Here is a 14,019-nt window from a genome sequence, read left to right on the forward strand (position 1 = left end):
TCCGTGGCACGATGGGCCGACGCCTGGGGGCGGCGTGGCCCCTCCCGGCACCGTCTCCGCCCGACGAGAGCCGAGGGAGCCACGCCCCGCATGACGAGCCCGCACGACGACGACCCGCAGCCCACCTGGACCGCGCCCGGCTCGACCACGCCACCTCCGCCGCCGACGCCGCCGGTCCCGCCGGCTCCTCTCCCCCAGGCGCCGGTCCCGCCCTCGGCTCCCGACCTCACCAAGCCGGCCGCGCCCCCGGCGTGGGGCAACCAGCCCGCGTGGGGCAACCAGCCCGGCTGGGGCAACCAGCCCGCGTGGCAGGGCCAGCCCGGGTGGGGCGCGCCGCCGCCGGCCTCGTGGCGGCCGCCGGCGCTGCAGCCGGGCATCATCCCGCTGCGGCCGCTCAGCCTGGGCGAGATCCTCGACGGCGCCTTCCGCGCGATCCGGGCCAACCCGCGCGTGATGTTCGGGCTCTCCGCGCTCGTCGTGACCATCGCCGTCGTCATCCAGTCGGTGCTGACCTGGTACGCCTACGGGCTGATCTCCGACGCGCTGACGGACGTCCTCGTCGACGAGGGCGACATCTTCGTCACGGGTGAGGGCACCGGCTCGCTCGCGGCCCCCCTCAGCCAGCTGGCGTCTGCCCCGATCACCTCGCTCGTCACCACGATCCTGACCGGGTGGCTCATCGTCTCGGTGAGCCGCTCCGTGCTCGGCCAGAAGGTCAGCCCCGGCGAGGTGCTCCGCAACAAGCGGATCTGGCTCGTGCTGGGCTTCACCATCCTGCTCGCCGTCGTCGTGGGGGTCGTCTCCGCACTCGTCGTGGGCGCCGTGTGGCTGCTCGCGTCGATGGACGCGGCCGGCCTCGCGGTGCTGGTCGCGCTCGTCGGCGGGATCGCGCTCGTGGTCGTGGGCATCCTCGTCGCGGTCCGCACGCTGCTGGTCGCGCCCGCGCTGATGCTCGAGGGCAAGGGATTCCGGCCGACGATCGCCCGCGCCTGGCGGCTGACCCGGGGCAGCTTCTGGCGCCTGCTGGGCATCTACGTGCTGGTCACGATCCTCATCGGCATCGTGTCGCAGATCATCGTCACGCCCGCCGCCATCCTCTCGGCCCTCGTGTTCTCCGACCCGGACGGTCAGTCGTTCGCCTCGATCGTGGTGCTGGGGGTCGCCAACATCGTCGCGCTCACCCTGACCACCACCTACCTCTCGTCGGTCGTCGCCCTGCTGTACGTGGACGTGCGGATGCGGCGCGAGGGGCTCGACGTGGAGCTCGCCCGCGCGGCGCAGCAGGCCGGGTGATCGCAGGCGTGCACCTCGACGTCCCCGTGGCGCCCGACGGCCCCACCGCGCGCCGGTGGGCCGTCCAGGAGCTGAGCCACCCGGAGTACCACCAGCACGAGTCGTTGCTGGCCCGCTTCATGCGCTGGGTGCTCGAGCGCTTCGAGTCGCTCGGTGGCTACGGGTTCTCGGGGTCGACGGCCGCGCTGGTCGCGGTCGGAGTCCTGGTGGCGCTCGTGCTCGTCGCGTTCCTGGTGGCCGGGCCGGTGCGACGCACGCGGCGGGTCGCACGGGCGGGCGCGGTGCACGTACAGGACGACGCCCGCACGGCCGACCAGATGCGCGCGGCGGCCGACGCCGCGGGCCGGGCGGGCGACTACTCGCTCGCGGTCGTCGAGCGGTTCCGGGCCCTGGTGCGGGGGCTCGAGGAGCGCCTGGTCATCGACGAGCGGCCGGGCCGCACGGCGCACGAGGCGAGCGCCGACGCGGGGGCTCGGCTCCCCGCGCTTGCGCCCGAGCTGCACGGCGCGGCGGCGGCGTTCGACGCCGTCGCGTACGGCGGGCGGACCGCCTCGGCCGACGACGCCGCCCGGCTGCAGGCGCTCGAGGAGCGCGTCCAAAACGAGCGGGTTGCGCACGCCCGCCCTGCCGGCGACCCTGCCGCCCGACCTGCCGAGAGCGTCGCGCCATGACCGGCTACGCGCTCGCCCCTGCGCCCGTGGTGGGTGACGGCACCACGGCTCGTTCGCGCGCCCGCTCCCGCTGGCGGCGGTGGCGCGGCCCGGTCGTCGGGCTCGTCGTCGTCGTCTTCGTCGCGCTCCTGGCCGCCCTCCCCGCGCCGCGCACGTCGAACCTGCCTCTCGCGCCCGACAGCACCGCCGCCACGGGGGCCCGCGCCGCGGCCCAGATCCTCGAGGGCCAGGGCGTCGACATCACGTTCGTGCGCCACCTCGCCGACGTGCAGGCGGCCGACGGCCCGGACACCACGCTGCTGCTCGCGGGCGACGCCAACCTCTGGGACGAGGACCAGATCGCCGCGCTGGGCGAGCTCGAGGCCGACCTCGCGCTGGTCGACGCGGGCTCCGCGGCCGCCCAGCTCGCCGCGATCTCCTACGCGCCGTCGCAGGACCCGGCCGGCGGCGCGTCGACGGACGGCAGCGCGGTGGCGGGCGTCGCGGCGCGATGCGACGACCCGGACGCCGTCGCCGCGGGCTCCGTCACGGCGAGCGGCCGCCTGCAGGCGGTCCCTCCGGCGGTCGTCTGCTTCCGCGGACCCGACGAGGACCCCACGCAGGGCGCGTACGCCGTGACCACCGTCGCCGGCCAGCGCATCGCCGTGCTGGCGAGCGCGGGCCCGCTGACGAACGCGCAGATCGACGAGGCGGGCAACGCGGCGCTCGTGCTGCGCATGCTGGGTCGCCACCCGCACCTCGTCTGGTACCTGCCCGCGCCGTTCGACACCGCGGGCGCGCCCACGGGTCCCGGCGTGGGCGACCTCGTCCCGCCGGTGGTCGGCGTGCTCGCGCTGCAGCTGCTGCTCGTGGTGCTCGTCGCGGCCGTCTGGCGCGGCCGGCGGCTCGGCCGGCTCGTCACCGAGCCCATGCCCGTCGTCGTCCCGTCCGCCGAGGCGACACGAGGACGCGGCCGGCTGTACCGCCGGTCGCGCTCGTACGGCCACGCGGCCGCAGCGCTGCGGGCGGGGACGGCGACGCGGTGCGCCCGACGGCTCGGGCTCGCGGGCTCGGCACCCGCGCCCCAGCTGATCGACGCGGTGGCGCTCGCCACCGGGCGCAGCACGCACGACGTCGCGGCCCTGCTCTACGGGCCGCCCCCCACCGACGACTCCGCGCTGGCCAGGCTGGCGCGGGACCTGGACGACATCGAGAGCGAGGTCCACCGATCGTGAGCGATCCCATCGCCGAGCCCGTGGCAGCACCCCGACCGCCCGACCCCTCGCCGCACCTGCGGTCCGCGCTCGCCGCCGTGCGCGCCGAGGTCGCCAAGGCCGTGGTGGGCCAGGACGCCGCCGTGACGGGCCTGATCATCGCGCTGCTGTGCCGCGGCCACGTGCTGCTCGAGGGCGTGCCCGGCGTCGCGAAGACGCTGCTGGTGCGGACGCTCAGCGCGTCGCTGGAGCTGGACACCAAGCGTGTGCAGTTCACGCCCGACCTCATGCCCGGAGACGTCACCGGCTCGCTCGTGTACGACGCGCGCAGCGCCGAGTTCTCCTTCCGCGCCGGTCCCGTGTTCACCAACCTGCTGCTGGCCGACGAGATCAACCGGACGCCCCCCAAGACCCAGGCGTCGCTGCTCGAGGCCATGGAGGAGCGGCAGGTCTCGGTGGACGGCACCCCGCGCGCCCTGCCGGACCCCTTCCTGGTGATCGCCACGCAGAACCCGGTCGAGTACGAGGGCACCTACACGCTCCCCGAGGCTCAGCTGGACCGGTTCCTGCTCAAGCTGACGCTGCCGCTGCCCGAGCGCGACGACGAGGTCGAGGTGCTCGCGCGGCACGCGGCCGGCTTCGACCCCCGGGACCTGGCGGCGGCGGGCGTGCGGGCCGTCGCCGACGCCGGAGTGCTGGCGCGGGCGCGCGCCGAGGTGGCCCAGGTGCAGGTCTCGCGCGAGGTGCTCGCGTACGCCGTCGACGTGTGCCGCGCGACGCGCACCTCGCCGTCCCTCTCGCTCGGCGTCTCGCCGCGAGGCGCGACGGCGCTGCTGGCCACCTCGCGCGCGTGGGCCTGGTTGTCGGGGCGCGGGTTCGTCACGCCCGACGATGTCAAGGCGCTCGCGCACCCGACGCTGCGGCACCGCGTGCAGCTCCGGGCCGAGGCCGAGCTCGAGGGCGTCACCACCGAGTCCGTGCTCGACACCGTGCTGGCCTCCGTGCCCGTTCCCCGCTGAGCACGTCGTGGCCCTGACCTGGCGCGCGGTGGTCCTCGCCGCGCTCGGCATCCCCGCGGTGCTCGTCGTGCCCGTGACCGGCACGGTGCTGCTGTGGGCCGTGGTGGTGGTCGCCGTCTGCGTGCTCGACGCAGCGCTCGCCGCATCGCCCCGCCAGGTGGCGGTGGCGCGCACGGTCCCGTCGTCGGTGCGGCTGGGCGAGCCGGCGACGTCCGAGGTCACGGTCACCAACGTGTCCTCGCGGCGACTGCGCGCCGTGCTGCGTGACGCCTGGCCGCCCTCGTCGGGCGCGGTCGCGCCCCGGCACCGCGTCGACCTGCCCCCCGGGGACGGCCGTCGGCTGCGCACCACGCTGGTGCCGACGCGGCGCGGCGACGCGCACGCCGACCGGGTGACGATCCGCAGCCTCGGCCCGCTCGGCATCGCCGCACGCCAAGCCTCGCTCGAGGTTCCGGCGCGCCTGCGCGTGCTGCCGGAGTTCGCCTCCCGTCGGCACCTCCCGAGCCGGCTGGCCCGCCTGCGCGAGCTGGACGGGCGCGCGGCGGTGCAGGTGCGCGGCGCCGGGACCGAGTTCGACTCGCTGCGCGAGTACGTGATCGGCGACGACGTGCGCTCGATCGACTGGCGCGCCTCGGCGCGGCGAGCCGACGTGGTGGTACGCACCTGGCGCCCCGAGCGTGACCGGCGCTTGCTCGTGGTCCTCGACACCGGCCGCACGTCGGCGGTGCGGGTGCTCGACGCGCCCCGCATCGACGCCTCCATCGAGGCGGCCCTGCTGCTGGCCGCGCTCGCCACCCGCGCGGGAGACCGCGTCGAGCTGCTCGCGTACGACCGACGCGTGCGGGCACGCGTCGCCGGGACCGGCGGCCCCCGGCTCATGCCCGCGCTGGCCGACGCGCTCTCGACCGCCCAGCCCGAGCTCATCGAGACCGACTGGGCGGGCGTCGTGGCGCAGGTGCGGCAGCGCCTGAGCCAGCGTGCGCTCGTGGTGCTGCTCACGGCGCTCGATCCCGCGGCGGTGGAGCAAGGGCTGCTGCCCGTGGTCGGCCAGCTCACCGACCGTCACCAGGTGGTGCTCGCGTCGGTGGCGGACCCCGAGCTCGCGGCCCTGTCGCGGCAGCGCTCGACCGCGGCCGAGGTGTTCGACGCCGCCGCGGCCGAGCGGGTGGGCCTGGAGCGCGCCGCCGTGGCCGTCCGCCTGCGCCAACGTGGGGTGGAGGTCGTCGAGGCCCTGCCCGCCGAGCTCGCCCCGCGGCTGGCCGACACCTACCTCGCGCTCAAGGCCGCCGGGCGGCTGTAGCCCGCTCGGCGGCGGTGCTACGGGTGGGCGGGGAAGGCGCGCCGGGAGGCGAGCACCAGGGCCAGCGCAAGGCCGACGAGCGCGGCACCCAGGTACGGCAGCACGTCGAGCCCGGGACCGGCCAGGACCCACGCGCCCAGCGCGGCGCCGCCACCGATGCCGATGTTCGCGGTCGAGTTGACCAGTGCGCCCACCACGTCCGGCGACGCGCCGTCGGTGCGGATCGCGGCGGTCTGGAACACCGAGGCCGCCCCGCCGAAGCCCGCCGACCAGACGGCGGCCGCGACCAGCACGCCCGCCATCGAGGGGAACACGAGGCCGAGGGCGAGGAGGCCGGCGGCCACGGCCGCCAGGAGGCTCACCGTGGCGCGGCGCGGGTGCCGGTCGAGCGACGACGCGGCGTACGCAGTCCCGAGCAGGCCGAGCGCGCCGAGCGCCAGCAGCGCGGGCCCCACAGCACCGCGTGAGAGCCCCGCGGCGAGCAGGAGCACCGAGATGTAGGTGTAGACCGTGTACTGGCCGAGGTAGGTCAGGGCGTTGGTGGTGGAGACGACCGCGAGGCGTGCCCGGTTGGTGCGCCGAGCCTCGTCCGCGGCGGGCGGCGGCGACGTCGCGATCGCAGGCAGGTACGCGGCCGCCAGCACCATGGCCGACGCGCAGGCCACGGCCAGGACGAGGAACGACGCGCGCCACCCGACGGCCGCCCCCAGCGCGGTCGTCAGCGGCACGCCGAGCACGAAACCTGCGGACGCCCCGGCCGTGACCAGCGCCAGCGCCCGCCCGACGAACAGGGGCTGCACCAGGCGCGCCGCGTAGCCGATGGCCACCGAGAAGAAGACGGCGTGCGCGATCCCACCGACGGCCCGTGCGGCGGCGACGACCGCGAACGTCGACGCCCCCGCGACCAGCGCGTTGCTGAGCGTGTACGCCGCCAACGTGCCGAGCAGCAGCCCCTTGCGCGGGAGCCGGCGGGTCACCAGCACCAAGGGGACCGCGAGCGCCGCCACCATGAGCGCGTACACCGTGACGAGCAGGCCGGCGACCGAGCGGGTGACCTCCAGGTCGTCGCTGATCTGCGGAAGCAGCCCGACCGGCACGAGCTCGGTGGTGATCGCGGCGAACGTGGCCAGCGCGAGCGCCGTGATGCCGCCCGCCGCGCCGCGCAGGGAGGCGGCCGTGTACGTCGCGCGCGCTCGAGCCACGTGCGCATGCTCGCACGTGCCGCGGCGCCCGCCCGCTCCTCCGCGCCGCACCGGAGTGTCGGCGCCCGAGCGTCATGCCTCCCGCGGGCGTGTCAGGCCCCCGCACCACCCCCGTGTTCGCGCCAGCTCGCCGATTCGTCATCGGTTCGCCGATTCGAATCGGCGTATCGATGACGAATCGGCGTACTGACCGCGGACCCCTGGATCGGGCGTAGCGGGTCGGGCGGAGTGGGCCGGCGGAGGGGTCCGGCGTAGCGGGTCGGGCGGAGTGGGCCGGCGGAGGGGTCGGGCGGAGCGGCGTCAGGAAGAGCAGGGCATGCAGAGCGGGGCGTGCGGAGCAGGGCGGCCGGAGCGCTGTGGGTCCGAGCGGATAGGTTCGGCGCGTGACGTCGGCCCCCGTGCTCAGCGCTGCCGAGCTCTCGCGCGCGCTGCTGGCCCGGCAGCACCTGCTCACGCGCACGTCGGCGTCCGCGGTCGACGTCGTCGACCACCTGGTGGGCCTGCAGGCGCAGAACGCGTGGTCGCCCTACCTGGGGCTGCACGCGCGCATCGCGGGCTTCCGGCACGACGAGCTGGCCGACGCCCTCGTCGGGCGGTCACTGACCCGCATCGCGGTCATGCGCGGCACCATCCACCTCGTGACCGCCTCGGACACGCTGCTGCTGCCGGTGCTCACCGCCCCCATCTACCAGCGCGACCTGCTCGCCAACGCGCAGCACGGCCCTCCGTTGCGCACCGTGGACGTCGCGCGGGTCACGGCCACCGCACGGGCGCTGGTCGAGGAGCAGCCGCGCGTGACCACGGCGCTCGGGGCGCTGCTGGCGGCCGACTGGCCCGGCGTTCCGCCGGGTGCCCTGGCGCACGCGGCACGCGCGACGCTGCCCATGGTGCAGGTGCCTCCGCGGGGCGTGTGGGGACGGTCCGGCGCGACGACGTGGACCACGGCCTGGTCGTGGCTGGGCGCCGACTCCCCCGACCTGAGCGACCCCGACGCGCTCGACGCGGCCATGGAGGACCTGCTGCTGCGCTACCTGGCGGCGTTCGGCCCCGCGAGCGTCGCCGACGCGCAGTCGTGGTCGGGCCTCAGCGGCCTGCGAGCGGTAGCAAGCCGGCTCGGCGACCGGGTGGTGCGGCTCGTGGCCGACCCCTCGCCGGGCAGGTCGCGCCCCCGCGAGCTGCTCGACGTGCCGGACGGTCCGCGTCCCGACGGCGCGACGCCGGCCCCGGTGCGCTTCCTGCCGGACTACGACAACGTCCTGCTCGGCCACGCCGACCGGACGCGCCTGATCAGCGACGAGCGGCGACGGTCGCTGCAGTCGGCGAACGGCGTCATCCCCGGGACCTTCCTGCTGGACGGTCGCGTGGGTGGCACCTGGCGGATCACGCGCGCGCGCCTCGGCGCCCGCGGCGCGGGCGAGCTCGCGACGCTCGTCGTGCGACCGTTCGAGCCGCTGAGCCGCTCGGCGACGCGCGACGTGCGCAGCGAGGCCGAGGACGTCGTGCGCTTCATGGCCGACGACGCCGCCGAGCACGAGGTGCAGGTCGAGGAGCCCTGACGCGCCGGGGTCAGCCGACCGTCGCGAGCGTGTAGCCCGCCCGGTCGTCCTCCAGGTCGCCCGTCTCGCCGGCGCGCTGGCCGCGGTGGCCGAGCACCAGCACGTACGCCCAGAACGCGGCGAGCGCGACGAGCCCGATGACGATCTTGAGCCACCACGCCATGCCGGAGCCCGTGACGAAGCCCTCGATCGCGCCGGAGACGGCGAGCACCCCGACGAGGCCGATCGCCACCGTGAAGAGTGCGCGCGCCTCCTGTGCGAGTGCCTGCGAGCGGGTGCGCGCGCCGGGGTCGACCCAGGTCCAGAAGATGCGGAGCCCGGCCGCACCGGCCGTGAACACCGCGGTGAGCTCGAGCAGCCCGTGCGGGGCGATGAGCTGCAAGAAGATGTCCAGCTTGCCCGCCTCGGCCATCACCCCGCCCGCCGCGCCCACCATGATCGCGTTGTTGAACAGGAAGTAGACCGGCCCGATGCCGGAGATCCCGGTGGCGATGCAGACCGCCGTCAGGAAGGCGTTGTGGCTCCAGACCGTGGCGGCGAACCCGGCGCCCGGGTCGTAGTACTGGGCGAACGCGCGTTCCACGTAGTCCTGCCGCTCCGCGGGCGATCCCATGGCCGCGAGCGCGTCCGGGTCGGACACCACCCACACGCCGGCCACGACGGCCAGCAGCACGCTGGCGAGCGTGACGCCGAGCGTCCACCACCGGATCCGGTACATCGCGACGGGGAGCGTCACCGCGACGAACCGCGTCACGTCGCGCATCGACGGCTCGTGCGTGCCAGCGATCGCGCTGCGCGCCCGGGCGAGCGCCTGCGACAGGCGCGTCACGAGCTCGGGGTCGGGCGCCGACGAGCGGATCACCGACAGGTCGGTCGCGGTCGCCTGGTACAGCCGGACGAGCTCGTCGGCCTCGGCCCCCGTGCGCCGCCGCCGACGTGCCAGCGCGTCCATGCGCGCCCACGCCGGGCCGTGCACCAGCTGGTAGGCGTCAAGGTCCATGCCGCACAGGATGCCATCCGCACGTCGCCGGCAGCGGCTACTCTGCCCAGGTCAGCGGCGCGAACCCTGCGGAGGTGGGATGGACGGCATCGTCACGGGCGAGGGCGTCCTGCTCGACTCGCAGGCGGCGTCCGTCGCGTCTCGGCTGCTCGGCGCCCTCATCGACGTGGCCGTGCTCGCCGTCGTCGTGATCGTCGCGGCGCTGACGACCGTCGGGATCGTCTCGTCCTCCGGCTCCAGCGCCGCCGCGGACGTCGGCACCATCGTCTTCCTCGTCGTGATCATGCTGGTGCTCCCCGTCACGGTCGACACCCTCACGCGCGGCCGGTCGCTCGGCAAGGTCGTCGTCGGCATCCGGATCGTGCGCGACGACGGCGGACCTATCGTGTTCCGCCAGGCCTTCGTGCGTGCGCTCACCGGCGTCGTCGAGCTCTGGCTCACCTTCGGCATCGTGGCCACCATCTGCTCGATGGTGCACCCGCAGGGCAAGCGCGTGGGCGACATCTTGGCCGGCACGTACGCGGTGCGGGTGCGCGGGGCCACCAAGGCCCGGGCGCCGATCGTCGCGCCGCCGCACCTCACGGCCTGGGCCCAGCGTGCCGAGGTCGCGCGACTGCCCGACGGGCTCGCGCTCACGGTGCGCCAGTTCCTCCACCGCGCCGGGCAGCTGCACCCCGCCTCGCGCGTCGAGATCGGCTCGGGGCTCACGGCCGAGGTGGGTCGCTACGTGCAGCCTCTGCCTCCGGTCGGCACGCACCCGGAGGACTTCCTGGCTGCCGTCCTCGCGGAGCGCCGCCGCCGCGAGGTCGACGCCATGTCACGCGCGGCCGCTCGGTCAGCGGACGACGCGAGGTCGTTGCACCGCCTCCCGCACGGCGTGCCGGACCCGGTCGACTGACCTCAGGCGCGGCGCAGGTCCGGCTCGAGATAGATGACGCGGGCGATCGGCACGGCCGCGCGCACGCGCACCTCGGCGGCGTCGATCGCCTCCGCGACCTCCGCAGCGGTGGTGGCGCCCGGCACCTCGATCTTCGCCGCGACCAGCACCTCCTCGGGGCCCAGGTGCATGGTGCGCAGGTGGATGACCGACGTGACGCCGGGGCCGACGAGCGCGCCCTTGATGGCCGCGACGTCCGACTTGGTGGCGGACTCCCCGAGCAGGAGCGACTTGGTCTCCAGCGCGAGCACCACCGCGATGAGCACCAGCAGGACGCCGATGCCCGCCGTCCCGGCGGCGTCCCAGCGACCGTCGTCCGTGAGGAGCGTGAGGCTGACGCCCCCGAGCGCGAGCACGAGGCCGATGAGCGCGCCGAAGTCCTCCAGGAGCACGACGGGCAGCTCGGGCGCCTTGGCGGTGCGGATGAACGAGACCCACGACAGGTTGCCGCGTACCTGGTTCGACTCGTGGATCGCGGTGCGGAACGAGAAGCCCTCGAGCGCGATCGCCGCGAGCAGCACCGCGACCGGCACCCACTTCCACGACTCGATGGGGTGCGGCTCCTGCCACTTGTGCCACGCCTCGTACAGCGCGAAGAGGCCGCCGAGCGAGAACAGCACGATCGAGACGATGAACGCGTACACGTAGCGCTCGCGCCCGTACCCGAACGGGTGGGAGTCGTCCGCCTCGCGCTGGGCACGCTTGCCGCCGATCAGCAGCAGCAGCTGGTTGCCGGAGTCCGCCAGGGAGTGCACGGCCTCGGCGAGCATCGAGCTCGAGCTGGTGAGGACGTAGGCGATGAACTTGGTGAGGGCGATGCCGAGGTTCGCGCCGAGCGCCGCGACGATGGCCTTGTTGCCGCCCTTGTGCGCCACGTCAGCCCGCCGCCGGTCGAGCCGCCGACGCGTCGGCCAGCAGGATCGGGATGCCGTCGCGCACGGGGTAGGTCCGCGGGTCGGTGGGGTGCGTCGAGATCAGCACGGGGTTGCCGTCCGCGTCCACGCCGTCGACCAGCGTCGCGCCGGTCACCGGGCAGCGCAGCAGGTCCCGTGCCCACGGCTCGAGCCGGGCGCCGGGCTGGGGGTGGCTCGCGCCGGTCTCGCTCATGCCTGCTCCTGTCGGACGAGCGCGAGCACGTCGTCGCGCACCTTCTCCATGATGTCCTCGTCGGCCGCCTCCACGTTGAGCCGCAGCAGCGGCTCGGTGTTCGACGCGCGGAGGTTGAACCACCACTGCGGGTGACCGTCCCAGTGCGAGACCGTCAGGCCGTCGAGCTCGTCGACCGTGACCGGACCGGCACCCTGCCGCGTGACGTACGCGTCGACGACGCGGGCGCGCGCCTCGGGCACCGACGCGACCACCGAGTTGATCTCGCCCGACGCGACGTACGGCTGGTACTGCTCGGCGAGTGCCGACAGCGGGTGCGGCTGGCCCCCCAGCGCGGCCAGGACGTGCAGGGCGGCGAGCATGCCGGTGTCGGCGAAGTAGAAGTCGCGGAAGTAGTAGTGCGCGCTGTGCTCGCCGCCGAAGATCGCGTCGTTCTGCGCCATCTCCGCCTTGATGAACGAGTGCCCGACGCGCGTGCGCACCGTGCGGGCGCCGGCTGCCGTGAGCAGGTCGGGGACCACCTGCGAGGTGATGAGGTTGTGGATCACGGTGGGTGTGCGCCCCGCGGCGCGCTCGCGCGCCACCTCGCGGAGCCCGACGAGCGCGGTGATGGCCGACGGTGAGACGGGGTCGCCGTGCTCGTCGATCACGAAGCAGCGGTCGGCGTCGCCGTCGAACGCGAGGCCTAGGTCCGCGTCGTGCTCCACCACGGCCGCCTGCAGGTCGCGCAGGTTCTCCGGTTCGAGCGGGTTGGCCTCGTGGTTGGGGAACGTGCCGTCCAGCTCGAAGTACAGCGGCACCACGTCGAGCGGGAGCGCGGGCAGGCCGGCCTCGGTCCCCAGCACGGCGGGCGCCGTGAAGCCGCCCATGCCGTTGCCCGCGTCGACCACCACCTTGAGCGGGCGGATGCCGCTCAGGTCGACGAGCCCGCGCAGGAAGCCCGCGTAGTCGGCCAGCATGTCCCGCGTCGAGACCGTGCCCACCGCCTCGACCGTGGGGACACCGCGCGTGAGGTACGCGCCGGCCAGGTCGCGCACCGCGGCGAGCCCCGAGTCCTGCCCGACCGGTCGCGCGCCGGCGCGGCACAGCTTGATCCCGTTGTACTGCGCGGGGTTGTGGCTCGCGGTGAACATGGCGCCCGGGATCCCGAGCGAGCCGGAGGCGAAGTACAGGCCGTCGGTCGACGCGAGGCCGATGCTGACCACGTCCACGCCGCGCGCGTTCAGGCCGTCGGCGAAGGCCGCGACGAGCGAGGGTCCGGACGGCCGCATGTCGTGGCCGATCACCACCTGCGGGCGCGCACCCGCGGACGTCTCGGGCAGGACGACGACGTCGGCGAACGCCGCCCCGATCGCGCGCACGACCGGCTCGTTGAGCTCGCTCGGCACGACGCCGCGCACGTCGTAGGCCTTGATGAACGCGGACAGGTCCGCGGGCTGGTCAGTAGGCAGGTCCGTAGGCAGATCCACAGGCTCGGTCAAGATGACCCCTCGATGAGTCGGCAGGAACGGCGTCACTCTAGTTGGCGCGGCTCAGCTGCCGAGCACCTCGGACCGGTCGAGCGGGCTGCCGCCCCCCTCGAGCGCGAACCAGTTGGTCTGCTCGCACGAGGGGCACGAGACGAAGACAGCCGGGCGACCGTCGGTCAGCGTCATGCGGATGCGGGTCAGGTCCGTGGCTCCGCACTTGAGGCAGGCCTCCGTCCCGGCGACGAGCGGGCCCGCGGGCTGGCTGAGCGAGCCGAGCGGCTCGACCGGCTGCCCCGGGCGGCCGGCCCCCCGCTTGCGTGCCATCAGCCTTCGCCACGCAGGACGCGCAGGTGCCCGCGGCGCGGCGCCTCGGCGAGCTCGGCCGGCTCGGCGAGCGCGGCCGCGGCGACGGCCGGGCCGGGGATCCGCGGCCGACCGGCCTCGCGCACGGCGTCGGCGAGCGCTAGCAGGTCGTCGTGGCTGGGCGGTGCGGGCTCGAAGTCGGGGGTGAGCCGGACGACCTCCCAGCCGCGCGGTGCCGTGAGCCGGGACGCGTGCTCCGCACACAGGTCGTACGAGTGCGGCTCGGCGTTCTGGGCCAACGGGCCGAGCACGGCCGTGGAGTCCGAGTACACGTAGGTCAACGTGGCGACGGCGGCGCGGTCGCACGCCGAGCGGGAGCACTGCCGGACGGATCTCACCCGCAGAAGGTACCCCCGCGCGCCGACACCCCGCTCCCCCCACGCCGTGACGCGCGAACGACGATCACGCCCGAACTACGATGCAGGCGTGACCTCCGACTCCCCCTCGCGCCCCGGACAGGTGTCGTCCCGCCCGGGCGCCGCCGCGAGCCCGGGCGTCGAGCCGGTCCGGCGGCGCGACCGCCGCGGCCGCGGACCGCGTGGCCTGCTCATGCCCACCTCGATGCCCGCCTACCGCACGCGCGCCGAGCGGTTCGACGACCTCGTCCTGGACGCCGTCGAGCGCATCGAGCGGCGCTGGTCCCGCCAGCTCGAGGGCGCGGAGTTCGCGGTGGAGGACGTCCCGCCGTCCAACCCGGCGCCGTGGGAGCGCGGTGGCGTGCCGATGGGCCGCTACTTCCCCGCGGACGCGGGCCTGCCCGCGCGCATCGTGATCTACCGCCGGCCCATCGAGTCGCGGGCGGCCGACCCGCTGGACCTCGCCGACCTGGTCCGCGAGGTGCTCGTCGAGCAGGTGGCGCACATGATCGGCCGTGCGCCCGAGGAGATCGACCCCGAGCTGCGCGACTGA

15 protein-coding genes are annotated in these 14,019 nt (G+C 75.1%); 8 read left to right on the forward strand and 7 right to left on the reverse strand.

Going from position 1 to position 14,019, the window contains the following annotated elements; all coding sequences use genetic code 11:
* The first annotated feature begins 90 nt into the window (after positions 1 to 90).
* Genes QRT05_RS10330 through QRT05_RS10350 form a run of 5 tightly spaced genes read left to right on the forward strand, consistent with a single transcriptional unit; the run spans position 91 to position 5,476 of the window.
* Complete coding sequence (locus QRT05_RS10330; protein ID WP_289447149.1) at positions 91 to 1,293, forward strand: glycerophosphoryl diester phosphodiesterase membrane domain-containing protein; 1,203 nt, start codon at positions 91 to 93, stop codon at positions 1,291 to 1,293.
* Positions 1,290 to 1,964 carry a DUF4129 domain-containing protein gene (locus QRT05_RS10335; protein ID WP_289447150.1) on the forward strand — a complete coding sequence of 225 codons (675 nt, stop codon included), beginning with the start codon at positions 1,290 to 1,292 and terminating at the stop codon, positions 1,962 to 1,964. Before QRT05_RS10330 ends, QRT05_RS10335 begins: the two co-directional genes overlap by 4 nt.
* Positions 1,961 to 3,178 carry a DUF4350 domain-containing protein gene (locus QRT05_RS10340; RefSeq protein ID WP_289447151.1) on the forward strand — a complete coding sequence of 406 codons (1,218 nt, stop codon included), beginning with the start codon at positions 1,961 to 1,963 and terminating at the stop codon, positions 3,176 to 3,178. Before QRT05_RS10335 ends, QRT05_RS10340 begins: the two co-directional genes overlap by 4 nt.
* Entirely contained in the window at positions 3,175 to 4,176 is a 1,002-nt protein-coding gene (locus QRT05_RS10345; RefSeq protein WP_289447152.1) for an AAA family ATPase, read from the forward strand. Before QRT05_RS10340 ends, QRT05_RS10345 begins: the two co-directional genes overlap by 4 nt.
* Before the next feature lie 7 nt (positions 4,177 to 4,183).
* Entirely contained in the window at positions 4,184 to 5,476 is a 1,293-nt protein-coding gene (locus tag QRT05_RS10350; RefSeq protein WP_289447153.1) for a DUF58 domain-containing protein, read from the forward strand.
* 17 nt (positions 5,477 to 5,493) lie between these two features.
* Here QRT05_RS10350 and QRT05_RS10355 read toward each other — a convergent pair whose 3' ends face one another.
* Positions 5,494 to 6,678 carry an MFS transporter gene (locus tag QRT05_RS10355; RefSeq protein ID WP_289447154.1) on the reverse strand — a complete coding sequence of 395 codons (1,185 nt, stop codon included), beginning with the start codon at positions 6,676 to 6,678 and terminating at the stop codon, positions 5,494 to 5,496.
* 383 nt (positions 6,679 to 7,061) lie between these two features.
* Between QRT05_RS10355 and QRT05_RS10360 the strand changes: the two genes are divergently transcribed.
* A complete protein-coding gene (locus QRT05_RS10360; RefSeq protein WP_289447155.1) occupies positions 7,062 to 8,234 on the forward strand; it encodes a winged helix DNA-binding domain-containing protein in 1,173 nt (390 codons plus the stop codon).
* Positions 8,235 to 8,244: 10 nt separating this feature from the next.
* On the opposite strand, the gene QRT05_RS10365 is transcribed toward QRT05_RS10360, so the two are convergent.
* Complete coding sequence (locus QRT05_RS10365; RefSeq protein ID WP_289447156.1) at positions 8,245 to 9,234, reverse strand: stage II sporulation protein M; 990 nt, start codon at positions 9,232 to 9,234, stop codon at positions 8,245 to 8,247.
* Between the two features lie 79 nt (positions 9,235 to 9,313).
* Between QRT05_RS10365 and QRT05_RS10370 the strand changes: the two genes are divergently transcribed.
* Entirely contained in the window at positions 9,314 to 10,132 is an 819-nt protein-coding gene (locus tag QRT05_RS10370) for an RDD family protein (RefSeq protein ID WP_289447157.1), read from the forward strand.
* A gap of 2 nt (positions 10,133 to 10,134) precedes the next feature.
* Here the strand turns inward: QRT05_RS10370 and QRT05_RS10375 are convergent, their stop codons facing one another.
* From QRT05_RS10375 to QRT05_RS10395, 5 genes are read right to left on the reverse strand one after another with little or no spacing between them, the layout of a single operon-like run.
* Complete coding sequence (locus tag QRT05_RS10375) at positions 10,135 to 11,046, reverse strand: cation diffusion facilitator family transporter (RefSeq protein WP_289447158.1); 912 nt, start codon at positions 11,044 to 11,046, stop codon at positions 10,135 to 10,137.
* 1 nt (position 11,047) lies between these two features.
* Positions 11,048 to 11,278, reverse strand: coding sequence for a Trm112 family protein (locus QRT05_RS10380; protein WP_289447159.1), 231 nt, complete (start codon positions 11,276 to 11,278; stop codon positions 11,048 to 11,050).
* Positions 11,275 to 12,759 carry a phosphomannomutase/phosphoglucomutase gene (locus QRT05_RS10385; RefSeq protein WP_289447160.1) on the reverse strand — a complete coding sequence of 495 codons (1,485 nt, stop codon included), beginning with the start codon at positions 12,757 to 12,759 and terminating at the stop codon, positions 11,275 to 11,277. The genes QRT05_RS10380 and QRT05_RS10385 overlap by 4 nt, the downstream gene beginning before the upstream one ends.
* Before the next feature lie 51 nt (positions 12,760 to 12,810).
* Positions 12,811 to 13,071, reverse strand: coding sequence for a hypothetical protein (locus QRT05_RS10390; protein ID WP_289447161.1), 261 nt, complete (start codon positions 13,069 to 13,071; stop codon positions 12,811 to 12,813).
* On the reverse strand, positions 13,071 to 13,448 hold the full coding sequence (locus QRT05_RS10395) for a DUF3499 domain-containing protein (RefSeq protein WP_289447162.1): 378 nt from the start codon (positions 13,446 to 13,448) through the stop codon (positions 13,071 to 13,073). The genes QRT05_RS10390 and QRT05_RS10395 overlap by 1 nt, the downstream gene beginning before the upstream one ends.
* An 88-nt stretch (positions 13,449 to 13,536) precedes the next feature.
* Between QRT05_RS10395 and QRT05_RS10400 the strand changes: the two genes are divergently transcribed.
* A complete protein-coding gene (locus QRT05_RS10400) occupies positions 13,537 to 14,019 on the forward strand; it encodes a metallopeptidase family protein (RefSeq protein ID WP_289447163.1) in 483 nt (160 codons plus the stop codon).

Origin of the sequence: Cellulomonas edaphi (assembly GCF_030362815.1) — a bacterium.
Classification (GTDB): domain Bacteria; phylum Actinomycetota; class Actinomycetes; order Actinomycetales; family Cellulomonadaceae; genus Cellulomonas; species Cellulomonas edaphi.